Source organism: Salinibacterium sp. NK8237 (genome assembly GCF_015864955.1).
Taxonomy (GTDB): domain Bacteria; phylum Actinomycetota; class Actinomycetes; order Actinomycetales; family Microbacteriaceae; genus Rhodoglobus.
In genome coordinates this window covers 589,866-611,221 of record NZ_JADYWE010000002.1, presented here as the reverse complement: position 1 = coordinate 611,221, position 21,356 = coordinate 589,866, and the positions used below count along the sequence as shown (strand labels likewise).

Sequence of the window (21,356 nt, the reverse complement as noted above, 5' to 3'; positions counted from 1 at the left end):
CGAATGAATTTCCGGAAACCCTTGACTAAGTCACCCTGTCTTCGCCATTGTTGTACCCAACTCGTTCGGATACGGACGACATTGATTGAGAACTCAACGAGGAGTTTCACTATGGCGCTTGACCAAAAATCCCAGGAAAGCCCCGATCGGACCCTGCGCAAAGGGCGACTCGGCGTAATCGGAATCGTCTTCTTTGTTGTGGCAGCAGCCGCACCACTCGTCGGCATGACCGGCGCAGTACCCGTCGCTATCGTTCTCGGCAACGGCGCCGCCGCCCCCGGCGCGTACCTCTTCGCCGGCATCGTGCTTCTCCTGTTCAGCGTCGGCTACGCCGCGATGAGCCAACGCGTCACCAACACCGGTGCATTCTTTGCGTACGTCGGCCGCGGACTCGGGCGCAACGCCGGAATCGCATCCTCGTTCGTTTCCGTACTCGCGTACCTCACCATCCAGCTCGCCATTTACGGCTTCTTTGGTGGAGTCATGGCCGGACAGGTCGGACTCCTCCCCTGGTGGGCGTGGACATTACTCGCCTGGGTTGTCGTCACCGGGCTGTCGCTCGCTCGCGTTGACGTCGGCGCCAAGGTGCTCGGCGTATTGATGCTCGCCGAGCTCATTGTGCTCGTGATCGCCGCCGTTGCGATCCTCGCCGATGGCGGCCCCGAGGGCCTCAACTGGGCTGCATCGTTCTCGCCCGACCTCATCATGGCTGGCGGCCTCGCCGGCTCGGCCGGAATCGCCTTCGCTTTCGCGTTCGCTTCCTTCATCGGCTTCGAAGCCACCGCCATCTACGGCGAAGAAAGCAAAGACCCGAAGCGCGCAGTACCCCGTGCGACCTACCTCGCGGTCGGCCTCATCACCGTGCTCTTCGCCTTCACCGCTTTCGCCCTAGTCACCGGCATGGGTGCCTCGAACGTAATCGACCAGACGCTCGAACGTTCAGCCGGCCTCGAAGACCCCGCCGCCGTGCTCTTCACTCTCGCCAGCGAATACGTCGGACCGTGGCTTGCAACGCTCATGAGCATCCTCGTGCTCTCGAGTCTGTTCGCCGGACTGCTCGCCTTCCAGAACGCCGCAAGCCGCTACCTCTTCGCCCTCGGTCGCGGTGGCGTGATCTCGAGTTCGGTGGGAACCGTGAACGGTCGCGGAGCTCCTGGCCGCGCATCCATCATCGTGTCGATCATTAGCGGCGTCGTGATCGTGCTGTTCGCCGCCTTCCAGCTCGACCCCGTTGGCAACATGTTCTTCTGGTTCAGTGGCCTTGCCGTCGTGGCGATCGTGCTGATCGAAGCGCTCGTCTGCGTCGCGATCATCCGCTTCTTCCTGCAGAACAAGGGCACCGAAAACATCTTCGTCACCATGATTGCGCCGATCCTGGCGTTCATTGGTCTCGTTCTCGCCGAGTACCTGCTGATGTCACGCTTCGGCCTCCTCGCCGGTGACCTCACGCTCGCTGCTGGCGTCGACCCGACTGTCACCGCGTTCGGACTCAACGCCTTCGGCTGGTTCCTCGTGCTATCACCGTTTATCGCCTTCGTGATCGGCTACATCGTGTCGCTGGTTCGCAAGGACCTCAACGAAGAACTGCTGCAGGATGTGATTTCGTAACACCCCTGATCGAAGGGCCCCAATACCGTGGTGGTGTTGGGGCCCTTCGTATTTAAGAGGAGCGAAGCGAGATGCTCCGAGCGGATGCCCCAGCTACGGCGTCGCGCCGGTGGTGACCGGACGCTCAGGTTGATTAGCCCACGCCGACCATGAGCCGGGAAAGAGTGCCGGTCGGAAGCCTGCGACAGTCAGCGCGAGAGCGTCGTGAGCCGCTGTGACACCAGAGCCGCAATACACGCCTACTGCACGATCAACATCGACACCGAGCGCCACGTACCGCTCCCGCAACGTGTCGGAATCGAGGAAGTGGCCGGCATCATCCAGATTGCCGGAGGTCGGTGCGCTGATCGCCCCGGGGATGTGACCGGCGCGCGGATCGATCGGCTCAGTCTCGCCGCGATAGCGCTCCCCCGCGCGCGCATCGAGAAGCACGCCACTCTCGGGAAGCGAGGCGGCATCATCGGCGTTGAGTACAGGTTCGTGCCCGGCGCTGAGGCTAATCGAACCCGGGGTGGCATTCGTCATGTCGTCGGTTCCTTCAGTGAGCGGATGCCCGGCCGCAGTCCACGCCGGGAGCGCACCGTCGAGCACCCGCACATCTGCAGCCCCCATGTAACGCAGCAGCCACCACGCGCGGCAGGCGGCAAGACTGTTCCAGTTGTCGTAGATAACGACGGTGTCGCCAGCATTGAGGCCCCAGCGGCGGGCAGCAGCCTGAAAGTCCGCGGCAGTAGGCAACGGATGACGCCCCTCCTCAGGTTCACCGTGGCCGGCAAGCTCGGTATCGAGGTCGACATACACCGCGCCCGGAATATGACCCTTGCTATAGAGAGGTAGCCCGGCGGGGCCGCCGAGGCTCCACCGCACATCCAAAACTCTCACCGGCGTGCCACCCGTGGCCGCATTGTCGAGTAGCGCGGCAAGTTCGCTCGCGGTAACGAGGGGGTGTGGCATCCGAGGCTCCGATCATTGGGGTGGTTCCATGATCGCATTCACCGCCGTCGGCGCACACGCACTAGCTGAGCTTCCCGCCGACCGGATGTTTGCGGGCGACGGGAAGCTCAGAGCTAATCTGTTGCGGAACTCGTCCTAGCTGCGGGGCTCGTCCCGACCGTCAGTAGCGAGAAGCTCTTCCTCGACGGCACCGCCATACCCCTCTTTCTGCGGATCCCCGTGGAGCCCACCGGAGATTGCATATTCCTCTTCAGGCGAGAGCACGAGGCGCTTGCGACCGTAGAGCCCGAAAATCGCAAGCATCACGATGTAGACCACAGCGATGGCGCCGATCGCCGGACGAGCGGGCTCGTTGATGAAGAAGCCGAAGAAGATCGCCAACGAAAGAACGCCGCCGATAATAGCTCCGGGAACACCCCAGGGGCTGCGGTAGGGGCGATTTGCGTTCGGGTATTTCTTGCGCAGAATCAGGAACGACACCATCTGAAGTACGTAAGCGATAACAGCGCCCCACACCGCGATGTTCAAGACGATTGCACCCGCGACGCCATCGGCGCCGCCGAGGCTGTCAACGAGAACCAAGGCGACGTAGCCGATAATCGCACCCACCAGAAGTGCAACAGCGGGAGTCTGGCGCTTACCAGTGAGCGACAAGAATTTCGGGTAATAGCCTGCGCGAGACAGCGAGTACATGTTGCGTCCGTAAGCAAACATGATCCCCTGCAACGACGCGAATAGCCCGATGAGTGCAAACAGTGCGAGGGCCGCCGCTGCTTGGTCTCCGACGATCGCACGGAATCCATCGAGTAGGGGCTCTCCCGACGTAGAAATCTCGGAGGCACCAACGATTCCCGTGTTGAGGAAGAGCACCAAAAGACCCGTAATGATCAGCGTAGTGCGGGCGATCAAACCGGCCTTGGGGATGTCGCGGACAGGGTCGTGAGCCTCTTCTGCGGCAAGTGGCAGCTCTTCGATTCCCAAGAAGAACCACATCGCATAGGGAAGGGCAAAGAGGATCGGCACGATGCCATGAGGCAAGAAGGATGATTGCCCAGGGTCTGCCTCGATATTGAACAAGTTGTCCCAGCTGAAGAGACCAGAAAATGCTGCCATGACCGAGAAGACGAGCAGGATGGTGATCGAAACAATCGCCACGATGATCGCAAATTTAAAGGAAATCGCGGCGCCGGCCGAGTTGAGCCCGATGAAAACGATGTACAGAATCAGCCACCACACTGGCGCCGGCAGCGAGAAGCCCAAGAGCTCACTCGTAATGAAGTCGGCATAGCCAGCCGAGAAATATACGATGACGGCCGTAGTAGCCACATATTCAATCGTCTCAGCGAGCCCCGTGACGAAACCGCCCCACGGGCCCATCGCAGCGCGAGCAAAGGAATAGGCTCCACCGGTGTGGGGCATGGCGGATGCCATTTCTCCGATGCTAAAGATCATGCCGTAATACATGAAGATCAGCAGGGCGAAGGCAATCAGCATCCCGCCGAAGCCCGCGAAGCCGATTCCAAAGTTCCAGCCAGAGAAGTCACCGGAGATGACCGCGGCGACCGCGAGACCCCACAGTCCCCAGATTCCCGCCGTGCGTTTGAGTGTGCGTTTCTCGAAATACCCGGCCGCAGCCGTCGTGTATTTCACCCCGGAGACGTTCAGTGTGTCTTTGGACATCCTGTTTCCTTTGCAGTCTGGTTGCGTGCACCGACGGGTCGATCACACAATGCTGGGAGAATCCTTGCGATGACTATACGGTTATCAATGGTTGTTGACTAGACATAATCCACAGAAATTTCCCGCGGTAATGGGGAAGATTTTCGAGCAACACCGGCGTGGGTGTGTTCTAATGGTCGGAAAGCGCACCATTTGACTTGCTTAATGAGGAGAAGTTAATGTCCCCCAGCTCAGGCAACCTCACGCTCGACGAATTGACCGACGACGTCGCAAGCGGCGCAATCGACACGGTTCTCGTGGCTTTCACCGACATGCAGGGGCGCCTGGTGGGCAAGCGTCTCTCGGCGAGACTCTTCCTTGAGGATGCCGCGGCGCACGGCGCTGAGTGTTGCAACTATTTGCTCGCCGTTGATGTCGACATGAACACCGTCGAGGGCTACGCAATGTCGAGCTGGTCGCGCGGCTACGGCGACATGGTCATGGTGCCCGATTTGGGAACCCTGCGCCGCGCCCCGTGGCTCGTGGCCACTGCGCTCGTCACCGCTGACCTGAAGTGGCACGACGAAACCCCAGTCGCGCCATCCCCTCGCCAGATCCTGAAAGCTCAACTCGAGCGTCTCGCCGAGCGCGGGCTCGACACTTTTGTTGCCACTGAACTCGAATTCATCGTCTTTGACGACAGTTACCGCGAGGCCTGGAAGAAGGGCTACCGCGAACTTTCAGCAGCCACCGACTACAACATCGACTACAACGTGCTGGCGTCGACGCGCATGGAACCACTGCTTCGCGACATCCGTAACGGCATGGATGGCGCCGGCATGTACTGCGAAGGGGTGAAGGGCGAATGCAACCCTGGCCAGCAAGAGATCGGCTTCCGCTACGCCTCAGCCCTTGATACGTGCGACAACCACTCGATCTACAAGAATGGCGCGAAGGAAATCGCCGATGCGCACGGCAAGAGCCTCACCTTCATGGCAAAGTACAACGAGAAGGAAGGCAATAGCTGCCACATCCATATCAGCCTGCGAGGAACAGACGGAACCGCCGTCTTTGCCGATAAGGATGCCGAACACGGCATGTCAAAAATGTTCCGTCATTTTATTGCCGGCCAGCTCGCGGTCATGCGCGAACTCACGCTGTTCTCCGCTCCCAATATCAACTCCTACAAGCGCTACGTTCCGGGAAGCTTTGCCCCCACGGCTCTGGCATGGGGCCTCGACAACCGCACGTGTGCACTGCGAGTCGTTGGCCAAGGACACGGAATGCGGGTCGAGAACCGCGTTCCTGGCGGCGACGTGAACCAGTATTTGGCCGTTAGCGCCCTCATCGCCGCTGGGCTCTATGGAATCGACAACGAGCTTGAGCTCGACGATGCCTTCGAAGGCAACGCGTACACGAGCGATGTTCCTCGGGTGCCTGCATCACTGCGGGAAGCTACGGAACTCTTCGCAGCATCCACTTTCGCCCGCGAAGCTTTCGGCGATGAAGTAGTCGACCACTACCTCAACTACGCCGCTATCGAATTGGCTGCCTTTGACTCGGCAGTGACTGACTGGGAAAAGGTGCGCGGCTTTGAGCGACTCTGATCGGCCCCTTATCGGCCTGACCACCTACCTCGAACAAGCGCAAACGGGCGTGTGGGATGTTCCGGCAGCGTTTTTGCCGAAGGCCTACTTCGAGGCTGTCACTCGCGCTGGCGGTATCGCGGTGCTTCTTCCGCCGCAGCCGGTAAGCCCAGAAATCGCCCGCCGGGTGCTTCAGGGGCTCGACGGCCTCATCATCACCGGGGGCAAAGACTTCGACCCAGCGCGCTATGGCCAAGAACCCCACCCGACAACCGACGAACCTCGACTCGATCGTGATGCGTGGGAAGACGAGCTCATGCGCCAAGCACTCGACGCCGACCTGCCATTCCTCGGCATTTGTCGGGGTGCTCAAGTGCTCAATGTTGCTCTCGGTGGCACCCTTCACCAGCACCTTCCTGAAGTCGTCGGCCACGGAAACTATCAACTAGGTGGCGGCAACTTCAGCCACCTTCCCGTCGCCATCGAAGCCGATTCGCAGATCGATCAGGTGCTCGGCGGGCAAACCGACCCCCTCGTCGTGCCCCTCTACCACCACCAAGCAATCGATCGCCTCGCCGACGGACTCGTCGTCACGGCGCGCACGAGCGACGACGTTATTGAAGCTGTCGAACTGCCGTCGGCGACCTTCGTGGTTGCCGTGCAATGGCATCCCGAGGCAGCGCCAGAAGACATCCGACTGTTCGAGGGTCTCGTCGAAGCGGCCCGCCACTACCGAAAGGCTCTCGCGTGAGCACTTACACCGTCATCAACCCCGCAACTGAGGCCGAGATAGGTTCGGTCGAACTCCTCGATATCGAAGCGACGGATGCGGCAATCGCTAGCGCCGCCGTCGCCCAGAAGGCGTGGGCGCGCGTCTCCCCCGCCGACAAGGCCCTCATGCTGCGTCGCTTCGCCGCGACCGTCGACGGCGACCTCGAGAATCTTGCCGCGATGGAGGTCAGCAACTCCGGGCATCCGATCTCGCAGGCTCGGTGGGAAGCCGGCCACGTGCGCGACGTTCTCAACTATTACGCTGCGGCCCCCGAGCGGATGTTCGGCCAGCAGATTCCCGTAGCTGGCGGTATCAACCTCACCTTTCACGAGCCGCTCGGCGTTGTTGGCGTGATTACGCCATGGAACTTTCCGATGACGATCGCGGCGTGGGGATTCGCTCCGGCCCTCGCGGCCGGCAATGCCGTGGTGCTTAAGCCTGCCGAGTGGACGCCACTCACGAGCATCCGCCTCGGTGAACTCGCTCTTGAAGCTGGCCTGCCCGAAGGACTGTTCCAGGTACTCCCCGGCAAGGGTTCCGTCGTCGGCGAGCGCTTCGTGACCAACCCCACGGTGCGCAAAGTTGTCTTCACCGGGTCGACCGCCGTTGGCAAGCAGATCATGGCCGGCTGCGCTGACCAAGTGAAGCGCGTCACGCTCGAGCTCGGCGGCAAGAGTGCCAACATCGTGTTCGCGGATGCCGACCTAGAAAAGGCGGCCGCTGCGGCACCCTACGGAGTCTTCGAAAACGCGGGCCAGGATTGCTGCGCCCGCAGCCGCATCCTCGTCGAACGCAGCGCCTACGACCGCTTCATGGAACTTCTCGAGCCTGCCGTTGCTGGTGTGCGCGTTGGTGACCCCCATGACGAAGCGACCGAAATGGGCCCGCTGGTCTCCGCCAAGCACTTGGCTTCGGTGCAGTCTTACGTTCCAGCGGATGCGCCAGTCGCGTTCCGCGGCAGCGCGCCAGACGGCCCAGGCTTCTGGTTCGCGCCTACCGTGCTGACTCCAGAGTCACGCAGCGACCGTTGCGTGACCGACGAGATTTTCGGGCCGGTAGTAACGGTGCTTCCGTTCGATGACGAGTCCGATGCGATGCAGTTGGCCAACGATTCTGAGTACGGGCTCTCTGGCTCCATCTGGACGCGCGATGTCAGCCGCGCCATCCGCGTTTCTCGCGGCGTGGAAGCCGGCAACCTGTCAGTCAACTCGCACTCCTCCGTGCGGTACTCGACCCCTTTCGGCGGATTCAAGCAGTCCGGTCTCGGTCGCGAGCTCGGCCCCGATGCGCCACTGAACTTCACCGAAACCAAAAATGTTTTCATCGCCGTCGACTGACAAATTCACCCCTTCCTATTCAAGGAGCACCGAATGAGCATCACCCCTATTGACCTCACACAGCGCCTCGCTGGCAAGGTCGCCGTCATCACCGGCGGAGCGAGCGGTATCGGTCTTGCTACCGCACGTCGTTTCGCCGCCGAAGGTGCGACTGTCATCATCGGTGACATGGATGAGACAACGGGGCTCGCTGCCGCTGAGCTCGTGGGCGGCCATTTCATCAAGGTCAATGTGACGAATGAAGCCCAAGTCAATGAGCTCTTCGACACCACCGCGAGCACCTACGGGTCAGTCGACATCGCCTTCAACAACGCTGGAATCTCACCGCCCGAGGACGACTCGATCGTCACCACCGAATTGCCCGCGTGGGAGAAAGTGCAAGACGTCAACCTCAAGTCGGTTTACCTCTGCTGCCGCGCCGCGCTTCGCCACATGGTCGCCCAGGGCAAGGGCTCGATCATTAACACGGCATCCTTCGTCGCTATCATGGGATCGGCGACCAGCCAGATTTCATACACGGCATCTAAGGGTGGCGTGCTGGCGATGAGCCGTGAGTTGGGCGTGCAGTTCGCCCGGGAGGGAATTAGAGTCAATGCACTCTGCCCCGGCCCCACGAGCACTCCCCTCCTCCAAGAGCTATTTGCGAAGGATCCTGAACGTGCCGCTCGCCGCCTCGTCCACATCCCCATGGGACGCTTCGCTGAAGCTGACGAACTCGCTGCCGCCGTTGCATTCCTCGCCAGCGATGACTCGTCATTCATCACCGCGTCGACATTCATCGTCGATGGCGGAATCAGCTCCGCCTACACAACACCGCTGTAATGGATGAGCCGACCGGTCTCCACGGAGAGTTGCTGCTGCGCCCGGTGCGCGGCGGCAACTCCTTCGAGGAGACCGTTCAGCGCCTCCTCCAGACAGTGCGCCTCGGCTTAGTCGCTCCCGGAGAGCGATTGCCTGCCGAACGAGAGCTCGCCACGATGCTCTCCGTCAGTCGCGATACGGTTCGGGATGCTATCGCTTCGCTGAGTGACGCTGGCTATTTGGTGTCTCGTCGCGGTCGCTATGGTGGCACCTTCGTCAGCGAAACTCTCCCCACGCACACTCCTGGAACCGCCTCGGGCGACCCGGTTGCGGCTGCCCGCCAGCTCACTCCCGAAGTCATCGAAGACACTCTCACGCTGCGGGAGATCCTCGAGGTCGGTGGTGCGCGCGCTGCTGCAGGCCGCGCCCTTACTCCCTCCGAGCGAGAACTTCTCTGGGAGAGTCTCAGCAACGCCAACGCCGCGAGCGATGAAGAATACCGACGCCTAGATTCGCGCTTTCACCTCATGGTAGGCGAACTCGCGGGTTCGGCATCTCTCACTCCGCTCATCGCCGATGTGCGGATGCGCGTGAACGAGTTGCTCGACAGCATCCCCTCGCTCGGGCCCAACATCGCGCACTCGAATACTCAACACGAGCAGATTGCGATCGCCATCCTCACTGGGCGTCCGGATGCCGCGGCGCAGGCCATGAGCGAGCACCTGGCCGGAACGGCTCTGCTGCTGCGCGGGTTCCTCGAGTAGCAGTTTTCCGACCGGTTTCACTTCGCTGGCATGCCCGCTTCGCAGAAATCGGGCATACGCTGAAGGCATGTTCACCCCACCTGAAGCCGCAAAGGTTCCTACCGAACGCATCCAGCATGGCGACCACTACGTCGACAATTACGAGTGGATGCGCGACAAAGAGAGCCCCGACACCCTCGCGCATCTCCATGCCGAGAATGCTTTCACCGCGGCGCGCACGAGTCACCTCAGCGTGTTGCAAGAGCAGATCTTTGAAGAGATCAAGGCCCGCACGCAGGAGACCGATCTGAGTGTTCCGGTTCGTCGCGGCCAGTGGTGGTATTTCAGTCGCACCGAGGAGGGCAAGCAGTACGCGATCCACTGCCGCGCACCGATCGCAAGCGATGACGACTGGACTCCGCCGACGATTGGCGAGCCTGCGGCCGGTGACGCCGCCGCTCCCACCACGCTCCCCGGCGAGCAGATCCTTCTCGACGACAACGTCGAAGCTGAGGGTCACGAATTCTTCAGCCTGGGCTCGTTCTCGCTCAGCGACGACGGAACCCTGTTGCTTTATGGAGTCGACATCGAGGGCGACGAGCGGTACACGTTGCGCGTGCGCCAGCTCGGTGACGCCGCTGCGGAGGGCACCGACACGAGCGGTCCCGCCGACGCGACCGCCGTCATCCGCTTCAGCTCCGCCGATGACCTTCCTGACGAGATTCCGGGCACCGCGGGCGGCGCGCTTCTGGACGCCACAGGCAAGTACGTCTTCTACACGACGGTTGATGATGCGTGGCGCCCCGATACGGTCTGGCGCTACGAACTGGGCACTGCCGCGGCATCCGCGGTGCAGGTGTTTCATGAGCCCGACGAGAGTTTCTGGGTCGGCGTAGGTCGCTCACGCAGTGGCAAGTTTTTGGCGATCGAAGCGGGTTCGCGCCTGACGAGTGAGACGCGACTGCTCGACACGAGCGACCCGACCGGTGAGTTCGAGGTTGTCTGGCCGCGCGAAGTGGGTGTCGAATACGACGTTGAGCATGTGGTGGTTGGCACGCAGGATCGTCTACTGATTGTGCACAACAAGGATGCGATCAACTTCGAGCTCGTGAGCGTTGCGGCGGCGGATCCCCTCGGCGAGCGCCGCGTGATCCTCCCCCACAATGAAGCCGTGCGCCTCGAGGGCGTGGATGCCTTCAAGGATTTCGTGGCCATCGAGTACCGCCGCGAGGGTCTCACGCGCGTGGCGATTGCGATCGTTCCGAAGCATGGCGGGCGCTACGAAGATATTCCGCATGAACTGAAGTTCGACGACGAACTCTTCACCGTGGGCCTCAGCTCCAACCCCGAATGGAATCAGCCGAGCATCCGTCTCAGCTATGGCAGTTTCGTGACCCCGACGATCGTCTACGACTACCTCGTGGATGACAATGAGCTGGTCGTGCGCAAACAGCAGCCGGTGCTCGGCCGCTTTGATCCAGCGCTCTACACCCAGCGTCGCGAGTGGGCCACTGCCTCCGACGGAACGCGCGTGCCGATCTCGCTCGTGTACCGCAACGACCTCGTGGTGCCCGGAACCCCGGCACCGACCGTGCTCTACGGCTACGGCTCGTACGAGATCAGCATTGACCCGAGCTTCACCGCTGCCCGCCTGAGCCTGCTCGACCGCGGCATGGTGTTCGCTGTCGCCCACGTGCGCGGCGGTGGCGAACTGGGCCGCACTTGGTACGAGGGCGGCAAGAAGCTGCACAAGCGCAACACGTTCACCGACTTTGTCGCGTGCGCCCATCACCTCATCGACACCGATGTCACCTCAAGCGATCGCCTCGTTGCGGAGGGCGGAAGCGCCGGCGGCCTGCTCATGGGAGCCGTCGCGAACCTTGCCCCGCAACTGTTCTCGGGCATCCTCGCGGTCGTCCCGTTCGTTGACCCGCTCACGTCGATCCTTGACCCCTCGCTGCCGCTGACGGTCATCGAGTGGGATGAATGGGGCGACCCCCTGCACAACGAGGAGGTCTACTACTACATGAAGTCGTACTCCCCCATCGAGAACGTGCACGACACCCACTACCCGCGCATCCTCGCGGTGACCTCCCTCAACGACACCCGCGTGCTTTACGTCGAGCCCGCCAAATGGGTTGCCCGACTGCGTGAAGTGGGAGCGGATGCTCTACTCAAGACCGAGATGGCCGCGGGCCACGGCGGCGTCTCCGGTCGCTACGACGCCTGGCGCGAAAGAGCCTTCAACTACGCCTGGATGGTGGATGTGACGCGCCCGTCAGCGCGCTGATCGGGAAGTCTCCTCGTCAGCGAGCAGCAGCGATGTTTCGACTCGCCAGCCAGAGCACGATTGTGCTGGCAATCGGAAGCATTGCGAAGAGCAGCGGTGCGCTGAGCCAACTTGAGGCCAACACGATGCTCGCGACGCTGACGAGCAGCACCGCGTCAGCCTGCCAGAGCACGATCAGCACGCCAGAAAGGTCTCCTGCCGCGGTAGGGATAGGTGCGAGGAGTTCGATCGGCATCTGTCCCTTCGTGGCATGCATCATTCGAACGGTGATGACAAATAGCGCGAATACGACCGCCAGAGCAACGCTCAGGAGCGACGCACCGGTAGCGCTAGCGGCCAGAGCTCCCGAACCCACGAAAACGATGACCCCCACCGCCGGCAGCACCGCGTGCAGTGCGAACTCGTTCGCTACGCCGAACCCGTAAACCGGCACTGCGACAGCGGTATCGGAGGCGTGGCGAAAGCCATCGCTCCACACGCCGAGCGCGAGAAACGCAATGATTCCGCCGAGTAGGGCCGGTACCCACGCAACCGTTGCGGGCACGGCGCTTGTGCTCGCAAGCAAGACCCCTGCGGCGAGCAACGACAGTGCGGCCACGATCGCGCGTTCGGGTGAACGCAACGAGCCAACGAGGTCGCGGACGAACATCACGACCGGCACCGGTGCATTTCTCACTGCTCTCCAACGACGACCCACGGTCGGAAGACTCCGAAACTCTGCGAATGCTCCCGCAAGATCGGCTGTCGCACTGAACGTGGCGGCGCTGCTCCAGCGCTGCGCCTGAGCTCTCAATTCAGCACCGCGGATGCTGTCCAAGAGTCGCGGGATAGCGAACGCAGCGACGATCACCATCACCACCAACGCCACGAACGCTGGCCAGGCCGGAAGCGCGGAACTCGGATAGAGCAGTGCAAACCACCCCCACGGCGTTGCGGCCAGTCCACCCGGAATCGTTGCCATACCCAATGACGCCACTGCGAGCGCCGCCGCAACCCGTTGTGAGGTGCGCGTCGACAGACTCTGACCCAGCAGCCACGCAATTGAGGCGAGAATGCCGAGCAGCACTGTCGCCGCCACAAATACGATCACGGAGAGCGCTGTCGCTGCGCCCGCCATCGTCAACGCAGAAGCGAGAATCAGCGCGACAGCCGTGAGCGCCACCACGAGTTGTGAGGCAGAGATAAGAAACGGACGCCGCAGTGTGTGACGGCGAGGCAGATGATTGCTCGCGACGACGTTGCTGCGGAACGGATCCATGAGCGCTGGCCCGCGAGTGCGTCCGACCACGACAAGCCCGGCAAAGAGCAACCCGGTGATCGCGGAGAGCACCACCGGCGCAGTTGGGCTCGCCACTAGGGCCATCACGTCGGGAGAGGCAAGGCCAAGCACCGCCATCCGAATAATGGGTACGCCAACGATGAGCAGAAGCAACACGCTCACATAGATCACGTACGTGAGTTCGCTCTCACTCTGTGCCTGCCGGTCGCGGCGCAGTTGCTGCAGACGCCGCAGCGTCGGATCGGATGCCATTACGAGCGTGTCAACGCAACAGTGCTGTCGCTCACAGCGTCGATCAGTTTCGCGTTGTGCGAGGCAAAGAGCAATGTCGTGCCCTCAGCGACGAGACCTCTCAGGACGCGGGCGACCTGGCTTCGGCGTTCCTTGTCGAGTCGCTGCTCTGGCTCGTCGAGCAGCAGCACGTCGAAGGGCCGTGCGATCGCGAGCGCCAGCGAGAACATTTGTGTTTGACCCGATGAAAGCTCGTGGGCAAAACGCGTTCGCAGTCGGGTCAGGCCGAAGTCATCGAGCAGCACTGCGGCTCGCTCGCGAGCGGCAGGAACCTCCGCGCCCCACGAGACGCCGACCATGGTCAGTTGCTCGTCGAGGGTGAGATCGCGGGCGAACGAGGTGTGGCCGATATGACCCGCCACCATTCGCCGAAAAGCCGGGCTCCGCTCATCCGCTGGCAGCTCACCAACGTGCGCGCTTCCCGTTGTTGGCGCAATCAGGCCAGCGAGCACTCGCAGCAACGTGGTTTTCCCGGCCCCGTTGGCACCGGTGATAGCCGCTGCAGTGCCTGGCGGGATGTCGAACGAAACCGATTCTAAGAGCGGCACGTCATCGATGTGGACGGCAAGGGAGTCGACTCGGACGCCGAAGCTCGCGTCAGCCCCAGCGACCGTCACCGTGTCGTGAGATTTCCCCATGAAATCCAGTGTAGCTAGAGCGTGCGGAAAACGCTCCGGCTATTCAGTCCACCACTCGTCGTACATCGACACCGGCACCGCACGCTTGTGGCGAGTGTCGAGGAACTTCTGCTCGATATCGGCAGCCGCCTCGGCCGGCACCTCGAGGCCCTCGAGGTAGTCGTCAATGTGCTCGTAGGTGACACCGAGATTGGCTTCGTCGGCTTGCCCTGGTGTGTGGTCGAGCAGGTCTGCGGTCGGCACCTTTTCGTACAGACGCTCGGGAGCGTTGAGGTGCTTGAGCAGTTGCTTGCCCTGGCGCTTGGTGAGCCCCGTGAGGGGCAGCACGTCGGCACCACCGTCTCCGAACTTGGTGAAGAATCCTGTGACGGCTTCGGCCGCATGGTCGGTTCCGACCACGAGGTAGCCAAGCTGCCCGGCGATTGCATACTGCGCCACCATGCGCTCGCGTGCTTTCACGTTGCCCTTGTTGAAGTCAGTGATGGGCTCGCCCATCGCATCCGCGAACTCTGCGGCGATACCGTCAACGGCCCGCTGGATGTTGAAGGTGACTTCGCGGTCGGCTTCAATAAAGTCGAGCGCCAATTGCGCATCGTCTTCGTCGTGCTGCACCCCGTGCGGCAGCCGGACGGCCACAAACTGCGCCTCGGCGCCCTCCGCGCGCAGTTCCGTGACGGCAAGCTGACAGATTCGCCCGGCGAGCGACGAATCTTGCCCGCCGCTGATGCCCAACACGAGTCCCTTGGCGTGGGAGGCCGTCAGATATTCCTTAAGAAACTCGATACGCCTGCGGATCTGACCAGCAGGGTCGATCGAAGCTTGGGTGTTCAGTTCGGAGATGATGCGCGCCTGCAACGGAGTCATGCATTAAACCTAACCCCGCCCCACGTCATTAGGATTGTTCACTTCTGCTGCGCCGCAGACTCTCGGCGGGTTAGCCTGAAACTGTTACGCCCACGAAACACAGGAGCCACGGATGATCGATCAACTACTTCGCCCCAAGATTGCGTTCTGGACCGGGCTCGGCCTACTCATCGTGGGATTCGTTCTGGGCAACTTCGTGATCCCCAATCTTTATTGGGCAGCGCAGTCGATCGGTTTTCCGCTCGCCTCACAGTTCGCGAGCGGCCTTGCCAGTGGGGTCGAATTTCTCACTCAGATCGCCCGCCTCGTCGGCCCTGTGCTGATCGTCGGTGCACTCGTCATGCTGAAGATCGAGCGCACTTCTGGAGGAACGCGCGAGGGCTAACCCAGCTCCTGAGCGACCTCCCACGGCAACCCAGACGGGTCGAGAAACACTGCAGTGCGGCGACCCCAGGGCCGATCAATCGGACCATTGACGAGCTCGACGCCGTGTTTCTTCAGGGTGGCGCAGACAGCATCCACATCGGTCACATTCACCGTCAGCATTACGGATGCCGCTGCTCCCGCTTCTGCGATCGGCTCGGGCGCTATCAACGCTGGGGCTTCGCTTCGCGCTAAGACGTTGATCACGATCGCACCGATTCGCAGTGCGACCGACACCTCGTCTTCAAACAGGATGGGCGCTGCAAACACTTTCGTGTAAAACTCTCGGGATGCCGGAACATCATCCGAGAACACGGTGATGGCTTCAACATTGTCTAAGGAACTGGTCATCGGTCTTTCCTTCCATTTTTTCACCAACGAAGCGTCCTGAACGGCACACGATTGTTTTGATACCGGTGGGTTCTAAATATCCACGAATAGACGTAGAGTGGATGAATGAGCACCACATTAACACCCACCGCTGGCCGTCCCCGAGCCTTCGACGAAGAAGCTGTGCTCAACCAGCTCACCGCGCTGTTTTGGCAGCAGGGTTACGGCAATACCTCCATGACAGACATTGTTGAAGCCAGCGGGGTGCACAAACCCAGCCTGTACCGCACCTTCGGCAGCAAAGAGGAACTCTTCGCGACCGTGCTGCGGCGTTACCTCAGCGAGCGCATGGCGATGCTCACGCAGCTTCGCGCTGAATCCGGGACCGGCATTGCCGGCATCCACACTTTCTTCGACAAATTCGAAGAATTCGCGGGCACCGACGAGGGCAGTAGGGGCTGCCTCATGGTGATGAGCGCGAACGAATTGCGGGGCAGCATGCCAGGCTACGAAGACTTCTCCGTTGAGAACAACCAAGCTCTTCGCCTGCAGATGACCGCTCTTGCAGCCCTCGCACTCCCCGAGGCGACCGAGAACGATGCCCTAACCGCTCAACGAGCCGAAATGCTCTCGCTTCTGTTCTTCGGGCTTCAAGTCACCATCCGCTCGCAGGCTGGCGCCGAGCACATCCACTCAGCGTTTGCCGCTATCCATGGGCTAGTCGACACTTGGCGTTACGCCGCCCACTAAAGCTGCCAGATTCCAACGCCACCCCAACTGGGTAATGAACCGCGCGACCCTTTTCCCATAGGCTGGTGGTGTGTTGGTCGCACCCGAAGCGGCTTCACGCTAAAGGATTCACTGTGAAGTACCCGATTAAGACTGCTTTCGTTGCGGCCCTCGCGACCTCTCTCGTCGCGCTCGTGGCGACTCCGGCATCCGCTGCCACGTATTCGCACGTGTCGGCAGAAGCATCGGGAAACAACATCGCCGGTCGTGCCGCCACCACCACCCTTCGCGACGCGTGGGGCATCGCCGTTACCGCGCGTGGCGGCACAGTTCCCGCGCCTCTCGTCATCAACGGCACCCAGAACGATCCACTCTCGGGCGTGATTGCAACTACACCGGGCGGCACCACCGTGTCCGTTGAACGCACCATGTACACCCCCGGCGCCACGACCACCCTTGTCGGTGTGAGCCCTAACCCCGGAATCGCCCAGTGCACCGGCAGCGGCAACACCCTTCAAAGCAGCTCACCTCGGCCCTCGCTCCTCGATGGCAACAGTGGCTGCACCAACGGCGCCGGCTTCAGCTACGGAGCATCCGGCGGCAACTCCCAAGAAGCCAACACCCGCGACGCGTTTGAGTTCACCTTTTCCACTGACGTGCTTGCTTTCGGCGGGTGGTTCGGCGATCTCGAAACACGCAGCGATGGGTCAGGCGTCCCCGCGCTCGTGCGCCTCTACGACACCGGCGATCTGCTGATCTCTGAAGAAGAAGTCGTGCCGAGCGGCGACCAAAGTTTGTGCGGTACAGACCCCGATGGCTGCGGCAACCGCAGCACGCGCTGGATCGGCTTCACCGCCGATCTCGCCACCCCCGTCTCACGCATGGTGGTCATCGTGGGCGACGAACACGACACAGGAACTGCCGTCGCGGAGGGAATGAGCTTCATCGGCCCGTCCGTTGTCGACGGCACGGCAAACCTCACGATCGCGAAGACCGCGACAGCATTGCCCGCCACGGCGAGTCAGGTCGGCGACCTCATCGACTACAGCTTTCTCCTCACCAACACCGGCACACTCGCACTCAGCAACGTCACCGTGAACGACGCAGGCGCGCTGAACCTCGCGTGCCCCTCGAACACCCTCGCCGCAGGCGCCACCATGACCTGCACCGCCGAACATGCCGTGACGCAAGACGATATCGACGCTGGTAGCTACACCAACTCCGCCACCGCCTCCGGAGAGACGTGGGGCGAAACCGTCACCTCTGCCGCCGACACCGCGACTACCGCAACTAATCAGGCCCTTGCACTCGACGTCGCCCAGAGCGCCGACACGACCACGTACACCGCCGTGGGCGACACCGCGACCTTCACCGTTTCTGCGTACAACGCTGGAAACACCACTCTCGACAACGTTGTCGTCACCAGTACCCTGCCGACGTTGGCGTTCGACTGCTCGGCAATGCCCGCAGACCTCGCCCCCGGTGCTACCGGAACCTGCACAGCGACCCTCATCGTCACGGATGCCGGAGCCGACTTCTCGAGCATCGCCACGGTCGCGTCCGACCAACTCACGCTCGCCTCCGATTCCACCACCGTTCGTTTCGCCGGCGCATTGCTGCCCGCAACCGGCTCGGATGCGACAAACGCGGCTCTGGCTGCCACCTTCCTGCTCCTTGCCGGATCGGCTTTGCTCGCGGCCCGTCGCGGCTCAGCGCTGCGACCTCAACAACGCCAGCGCGCACCGCAGCCCCGTCACTAAGCTGCCTTTCTCGCTCACGCGAGCATGAGACCAGGCGATAAGCGCAACCACATTCGCTGTTGCCGACGATTCCGCGTACGTTGCATACACACCGGTTTGTCTACAACGGAGGACACTGGAGCATGAAAATCGCGCGGCGCCGACTGAGTCTTCGAGTGCTCGTCGTCGCTGCCTGCTCTGCCGCAGCACTCGCGTTATCCGCACCGGCGGCGGCCACACCCGCATTCCCCGTGTCCGCGTCCACGTCCACGTCCACGTTCACGTCCACAACAGCTGTCTCGCCGGCCCTCTCGATAAACGCCACACCGAGCGGCACCGCTGTGGCCGCTGTCGACGACCCCGACGCGCTTGACCCCGGCGTGCCAGAGACTCCCCCCGCGACGATCACCCCGAGCCCGACTTCTACGCTCGATCCAATCCCAACACCGACTTCCCTTTCCACTTCGATTCCCACCCCCACTCCGGTTCCCTCCGAGACCGCTACTCCGACGCCGAGCGCCACGCCCACGCCGGCCGAGACTCCGGTCGATGAGGTCGAGATTGTTCCGCTGCCGGCAACACCGCCAAGCGTTGCGACATCCACCGTTTCGCTCACGTCACTACTGATCGCGATCGCCGTGCTGGCCGCGAGCCTCTTTGTGCTCTGGCTTGCGCTACGCCGGCATTCCCACCCAGAGCACACCGCCGCCCCCGCAGCACCGTTGCGCGACAGAAACACGTCCGCTGGTGTGGTGCTCGATTCAATGGCGGATGTCGGCGAAGCGATGATCGACAGCGGCTACCCCGTCAGCATGGTGCGCTCTGCGGTGCAGGATGTGGCCACCGCAAACGGGTATCCCTCCGCTGAGGTCATCGTGTTTCCGACAGCGATATTGGTGTCGTTGGATGCGGATGGTTCTGCCCAGACGCGTGCAGTGTCTGCCGGGCGCCGGTCATATCTGCTTTACGCCATTGATGTGATTGACCGCGTCGTCAAAGTGGGGCGGGTGCGGGCCGGCTCTAGCGCGTGGGTAACCCGCCAGCTCACCAAGGTGCGAGAGCTTTCTGCACCGTTTTCTCCCGTTCAACGAGTCTTCGCGTATGCCCTCACGTCGGCGGCAATCTCTGTACTTTTGGGATCGTCGTGGCTGGGAGTGCTGTTGGCTGCGGTCCTCGGCCTCGGTGTCGGCACGCTGCTCTTGCTTGGCGAACGACTCCCCTCCGCCTACACGGCTCTCGTCATTGTGGGGGCAGCGCTTGGCTCGTCACTGATCGTGTTGCTCGTCACCCGAGTGTCCACTGACTCCGGAGTGCTGCCGTCGCTCGTGGCCCCTCTCGTCATCCTGTTGCCTGGTGGGCTGCTCACAACGGCCGTGATCGAGCTTGCGACCGGCCACATCATGTCGGGTTCTGCCCGCGCTGCCGCTGGTGCGATGCGACTGCTGTTGCTCGCCGTCGGCATTGTGTCCGCCGGCGCCCTTGTGGGGGTTCCCACCATCAACCTTGACGTATCAAACGACCCACTCGGCCCCATCGCGCCGTGGATCGCGGTCGCGGTATTCGGAATCGGAATATCCGTCTATCAGTGCGCACGGCCGGCATCCATTCCGTGGATCATGCTCGTGCTCTACGTTGCCTATGGCGCCCAAGTGATCGGTGATGTGTTGTTCGGCGGCGTACTGTCGGCTCTCGTCGGTGCCATCGCGATGACTCCCGTCGCGGTGCTCGTCGCGCGACACCGCAGCGGCCCTCCCGCGATCGTCAGCTTCCTCCCTGCGTTCTGGCTGCTCGTACCGGGAGCGTTGGGGCTCGTAGGCGTCACCGAGGTCTTAGGGGGCAACACAGGAGCGTTTAGCAGCCTCATCACCACGGTCGGCACAATGATCGCGATCGCCCTGGGAGTTCTCATCGGGCTCGCCGCCTCAAGTTCGCTGCGCGACCAACGGATTCCCCAACTCTTCGACTTCCTTGACCCGGCCCCTGCGACCGAGCCAATAGCAGTGCCTGCCTCTGGCGCTCAGCAGGAAACCGAAGCCTCCGCCGAAAAGTAGCGGGCAACTCGGAACGCTACTACTCGGCTGTCAGTCTCTCCAACACGTTCCAGAGGGCGCGCTGCCCGGCTGGGTTGGTGAAATGGCCCTGGGTCGAGGCGGTGAGCGGTCCCGTCATTTTCTTCGGCGGTGACGCGAAGAAGGTGCCGGTCACGTCATCCGACATTTCGATCGCACTGAGATACCGAGCAGCGGCCACCGGAATGCCGTGCGAGACGCCAGGAATCAACTTCATGAGCGGCATTAGAACCTTGCGCATGATCGCGGGCATGGCCCGTGATGCTTGCGTATCCGGAGTGTTGCCGGGCGACACCGCATTCACCGTCATGCCGGCGGGAAGTTGGGTGGCGAGCTCTTTCGCCCACCACACCGCAAAGGTCTTCGCCGTCGCATACTGACTGTTGTTGCTGTATTTCACGGGCGGCTCCGCGCGAAGAAGCGCCTCAATGGCACGCTCCAGATCACCGTCGAAGGATGCCGCAGCCAACTCAGCCACGTCAACAACAGTGAACGAGGGAACATCTCCGCGCGCGGCTTCCGACCCGGCGATGATGATGTGAGCGTGGGCGCTCAACAGCCCACCCCGGAGCAGGTGCTGGGTAAACGCGTGGTGCCCTGTCAGCGTCGCCGCCATGATCTGTTCAATGCCAGCCGAGGTGCGGCGCAACTGGGTGGTGGACGCAACCCCCGCGTTGAGGATGAGGGCGTCGATAGCAGTGCCGTCGGTGATGAGGGTGTCAGCAGCCCGGGAGATGGATCCGAAGTCGTCGAGGTCGAGAGTCACCGGCACGAACTGCGCGCCAGGAACTCGTGCGCTGAGCGAAGCCCCAGCCTCTGCGACTTTCTCAGCAGTGCGCGCCGTGATGATGATGCGGCCGTAGCCTGCCTCGGCAAGCTGCGCTGCGGCTTCCCAGCCCACCCCTGAGCTTGCGCCCGTGATGAGGGCGGTCCTGGTGGCGTGAGAATTCATAGGGGGTCTCTCTCTGCAAGAACACCGTTCAGGAGCTTCGCGGGTTCAACTACCCGGGCACGGTGCAGCTAAGAATCTCACACCCGGGGGCGGATCGCGCATCCGAAGGCACCGCACAAGCCCGTTGAGGCAGCCCCGTTAACGCAAGAATCCCGGTCTCAATGAGACCGGGATTCTTCACGTGGTTGCGGGGACAGGATTTGAACCTGCGACCTCTGGGTTATGAGCCCAGCGAGCTACCGAACTGCTCCACCCCGCGGCGTATATAAAGCGTAACACAGGGTGAACGGCA

Annotated in this window: 18 protein-coding genes and 1 tRNA gene; 11 read left to right on the top strand and 8 right to left on the bottom strand. The window is 62.2% G+C overall.

Annotated elements, in window-relative coordinates; translation table 11 throughout:
• Nucleotides 1-111: 111 nt before the first annotated feature.
• Nucleotides 112-1,608 (top strand): APC family permease, encoded by a 1,497-nt coding sequence (locus I6E56_RS13220; protein WP_197138959.1) that lies wholly within the window; start codon nt 112-114, stop codon nt 1,606-1,608.
• 93 nt (nt 1,609-1,701) lie between these two features.
• On the opposite strand, the gene I6E56_RS13215 is transcribed toward I6E56_RS13220, so the two are convergent.
• Both I6E56_RS13215 and I6E56_RS13210 read right to left on the bottom strand, forming a co-directional pair.
• The gene (locus I6E56_RS13215; protein ID WP_197138958.1) at nt 1,702-2,562 is read right to left on the bottom strand and encodes a sulfurtransferase; all 861 of its coding nucleotides are present in this window, start codon (nt 2,560-2,562) and stop codon (nt 1,702-1,704) included.
• A 135-nt stretch (nt 2,563-2,697) separates the two neighbouring features.
• Nucleotides 2,698-4,242, bottom strand: coding sequence for an amino acid permease (locus I6E56_RS13210; protein WP_197138957.1), 1,545 nt, complete (start codon nt 4,240-4,242; stop codon nt 2,698-2,700).
• Between the two features lie 218 nt (nt 4,243-4,460).
• Here I6E56_RS13210 and I6E56_RS13205 point away from each other — a divergent pair, with 218 nt between their 5' ends.
• The 6 genes from I6E56_RS13205 (at nt 4,461) to I6E56_RS13180 (ending at nt 11,750) form a co-directional block, all read left to right on the top strand.
• Complete coding sequence (locus I6E56_RS13205) at nt 4,461-5,828, top strand: glutamine synthetase family protein (RefSeq protein WP_197125443.1); 1,368 nt, start codon at nt 4,461-4,463, stop codon at nt 5,826-5,828.
• Nucleotides 5,815-6,558: a gamma-glutamyl-gamma-aminobutyrate hydrolase family protein gene (locus I6E56_RS13200; protein WP_197138956.1), complete on the top strand. Its 744-nt coding sequence runs from the start codon at nt 5,815-5,817 to the stop codon at nt 6,556-6,558. The genes I6E56_RS13205 and I6E56_RS13200 overlap by 14 nt, the downstream gene beginning before the upstream one ends.
• A complete protein-coding gene (locus I6E56_RS13195; RefSeq protein WP_197138955.1) occupies nt 6,555-7,916 on the top strand; it encodes an aldehyde dehydrogenase in 1,362 nt (453 codons plus the stop codon). The genes I6E56_RS13200 and I6E56_RS13195 overlap by 4 nt, the downstream gene beginning before the upstream one ends.
• Before the next feature lie 33 nt (nt 7,917-7,949).
• Nucleotides 7,950-8,738, top strand: a complete 789-nt coding sequence (locus I6E56_RS13190; protein ID WP_197138954.1) for a 3-oxoacyl-ACP reductase — start codon at nt 7,950-7,952, stop codon at nt 8,736-8,738.
• Entirely contained in the window at nt 8,738-9,481 is a 744-nt protein-coding gene (locus I6E56_RS13185; protein WP_197138953.1) for a FadR/GntR family transcriptional regulator, read from the top strand. The genes I6E56_RS13190 and I6E56_RS13185 overlap by 1 nt, the downstream gene beginning before the upstream one ends.
• A gap of 67 nt (nt 9,482-9,548) precedes the next feature.
• Nucleotides 9,549-11,750 carry a S9 family peptidase gene (locus I6E56_RS13180; protein WP_197138952.1) on the top strand — a complete coding sequence of 734 codons (2,202 nt, stop codon included), beginning with the start codon at nt 9,549-9,551 and terminating at the stop codon, nt 11,748-11,750.
• Between the two features lie 16 nt (nt 11,751-11,766).
• Here I6E56_RS13180 and I6E56_RS13175 read toward each other — a convergent pair whose 3' ends face one another.
• Genes I6E56_RS13175 through nadE form a run of 3 tightly spaced genes read right to left on the bottom strand, consistent with a single transcriptional unit; the run spans nt 11,767 to nt 14,822 of the window.
• A complete protein-coding gene (locus tag I6E56_RS13175) occupies nt 11,767-13,281 on the bottom strand; it encodes a hypothetical protein (RefSeq protein ID WP_197138951.1) in 1,515 nt (504 codons plus the stop codon).
• Nucleotides 13,281-13,958: an ABC transporter ATP-binding protein gene (locus I6E56_RS13170; protein WP_197138950.1), complete on the bottom strand. Its 678-nt coding sequence runs from the start codon at nt 13,956-13,958 to the stop codon at nt 13,281-13,283. The genes I6E56_RS13175 and I6E56_RS13170 overlap by 1 nt, the downstream gene beginning before the upstream one ends.
• A 39-nt stretch (nt 13,959-13,997) precedes the next feature.
• Complete coding sequence (nadE, locus tag I6E56_RS13165) at nt 13,998-14,822, bottom strand: ammonia-dependent NAD(+) synthetase (RefSeq protein ID WP_197138949.1); 825 nt, start codon at nt 14,820-14,822, stop codon at nt 13,998-14,000.
• A gap of 112 nt (nt 14,823-14,934) precedes the next feature.
• Between nadE and I6E56_RS13160 the strand changes: the two genes are divergently transcribed.
• Nucleotides 14,935-15,207 carry a hypothetical protein gene (locus tag I6E56_RS13160; protein ID WP_197138948.1) on the top strand — a complete coding sequence of 91 codons (273 nt, stop codon included), beginning with the start codon at nt 14,935-14,937 and terminating at the stop codon, nt 15,205-15,207.
• Here I6E56_RS13160 and I6E56_RS13155 read toward each other — a convergent pair.
• The gene (locus tag I6E56_RS13155; RefSeq protein WP_197138947.1) at nt 15,204-15,596 is read right to left on the bottom strand and encodes a VOC family protein; all 393 of its coding nucleotides are present in this window, start codon (nt 15,594-15,596) and stop codon (nt 15,204-15,206) included. The two genes, I6E56_RS13160 and I6E56_RS13155, sit on opposite strands and share 4 nt — an antisense overlap.
• 105 nt (nt 15,597-15,701) lie before the next feature.
• Between I6E56_RS13155 and I6E56_RS13150 the strand changes: the two genes are divergently transcribed.
• The 3 genes from I6E56_RS13150 (at nt 15,702) to I6E56_RS13140 (ending at nt 20,094) form a co-directional block, all read left to right on the top strand.
• The gene (locus I6E56_RS13150) at nt 15,702-16,325 is read left to right on the top strand and encodes a TetR/AcrR family transcriptional regulator (protein WP_197138946.1); all 624 of its coding nucleotides are present in this window, start codon (nt 15,702-15,704) and stop codon (nt 16,323-16,325) included.
• 113 nt (nt 16,326-16,438) lie between these two features.
• Complete coding sequence (locus I6E56_RS15365; protein ID WP_197138945.1) at nt 16,439-18,064, top strand: LPXTG cell wall anchor domain-containing protein; 1,626 nt, start codon at nt 16,439-16,441, stop codon at nt 18,062-18,064.
• A 122-nt stretch (nt 18,065-18,186) separates the two neighbouring features.
• A complete protein-coding gene (locus I6E56_RS13140; RefSeq protein ID WP_197138944.1) occupies nt 18,187-20,094 on the top strand; it encodes a threonine/serine exporter ThrE family protein in 1,908 nt (635 codons plus the stop codon).
• A 19-nt stretch (nt 20,095-20,113) separates the two neighbouring features.
• Here the strand turns inward: I6E56_RS13140 and I6E56_RS13135 are convergent, their stop codons facing one another.
• On the bottom strand, nt 20,114-21,064 hold the full coding sequence (locus I6E56_RS13135) for an SDR family NAD(P)-dependent oxidoreductase (RefSeq protein ID WP_197138943.1): 951 nt from the start codon (nt 21,062-21,064) through the stop codon (nt 20,114-20,116).
• Between the two features lie 182 nt (nt 21,065-21,246).
• A tRNA-Met gene (locus I6E56_RS13130) sits at nt 21,247-21,323 on the bottom strand.
• Nucleotides 21,324-21,356 lie beyond the last annotated feature (33 nt).

What these genes read in the sequence shown, in the direction of transcription:
- I6E56_RS13220 (WP_197138959.1), top strand. Translation starts at nt 112, where the DNA reads ATGGCGCTTGACCAAAAATCCCAGGAAAGCCCCGATCGGACCCTGCGC.
- I6E56_RS13215 (WP_197138958.1), bottom strand. Translation starts at nt 2,562, where the DNA reads ATGCCACACCCCCTCGTTACCGCGAGCGAACTTGCCGCGCTACTCGAC.
- I6E56_RS13210 (WP_197138957.1), bottom strand. Translation starts at nt 4,242, where the DNA reads ATGTCCAAAGACACACTGAACGTCTCCGGGGTGAAATACACGACGGCT.
- I6E56_RS13205 (WP_197125443.1), top strand. Translation starts at nt 4,461, where the DNA reads ATGTCCCCCAGCTCAGGCAACCTCACGCTCGACGAATTGACCGACGAC.
- I6E56_RS13190 (WP_197138954.1), top strand. Translation starts at nt 7,950, where the DNA reads ATGAGCATCACCCCTATTGACCTCACACAGCGCCTCGCTGGCAAGGTC.
- I6E56_RS13185 (WP_197138953.1), top strand. Translation starts at nt 8,738, where the DNA reads ATGGATGAGCCGACCGGTCTCCACGGAGAGTTGCTGCTGCGCCCGGTG.
- I6E56_RS13180 (WP_197138952.1), top strand. Translation starts at nt 9,549, where the DNA reads ATGTTCACCCCACCTGAAGCCGCAAAGGTTCCTACCGAACGCATCCAG.
- I6E56_RS13175 (WP_197138951.1), bottom strand. Translation starts at nt 13,281, where the DNA reads ATGGCATCCGATCCGACGCTGCGGCGTCTGCAGCAACTGCGCCGCGAC.
- I6E56_RS13170 (WP_197138950.1), bottom strand. Translation starts at nt 13,958, where the DNA reads ATGGGGAAATCTCACGACACGGTGACGGTCGCTGGGGCTGACGCGAGC.
- nadE (WP_197138949.1), bottom strand. Translation starts at nt 14,822, where the DNA reads ATGACTCCGTTGCAGGCGCGCATCATCTCCGAACTGAACACCCAAGCT.
- I6E56_RS13160 (WP_197138948.1), top strand. Translation starts at nt 14,935, where the DNA reads ATGATCGATCAACTACTTCGCCCCAAGATTGCGTTCTGGACCGGGCTC.
- I6E56_RS13155 (WP_197138947.1), bottom strand. Translation starts at nt 15,596, where the DNA reads ATGACCAGTTCCTTAGACAATGTTGAAGCCATCACCGTGTTCTCGGAT.
- I6E56_RS13150 (WP_197138946.1), top strand. Translation starts at nt 15,702, where the DNA reads ATGAGCACCACATTAACACCCACCGCTGGCCGTCCCCGAGCCTTCGAC.
- I6E56_RS13140 (WP_197138944.1), top strand. Translation starts at nt 18,187, where the DNA reads ATGAAAATCGCGCGGCGCCGACTGAGTCTTCGAGTGCTCGTCGTCGCT.
- I6E56_RS13135 (WP_197138943.1), bottom strand. Translation starts at nt 21,064, where the DNA reads ATGAATTCTCACGCCACCAGGACCGCCCTCATCACGGGCGCAAGCTCA.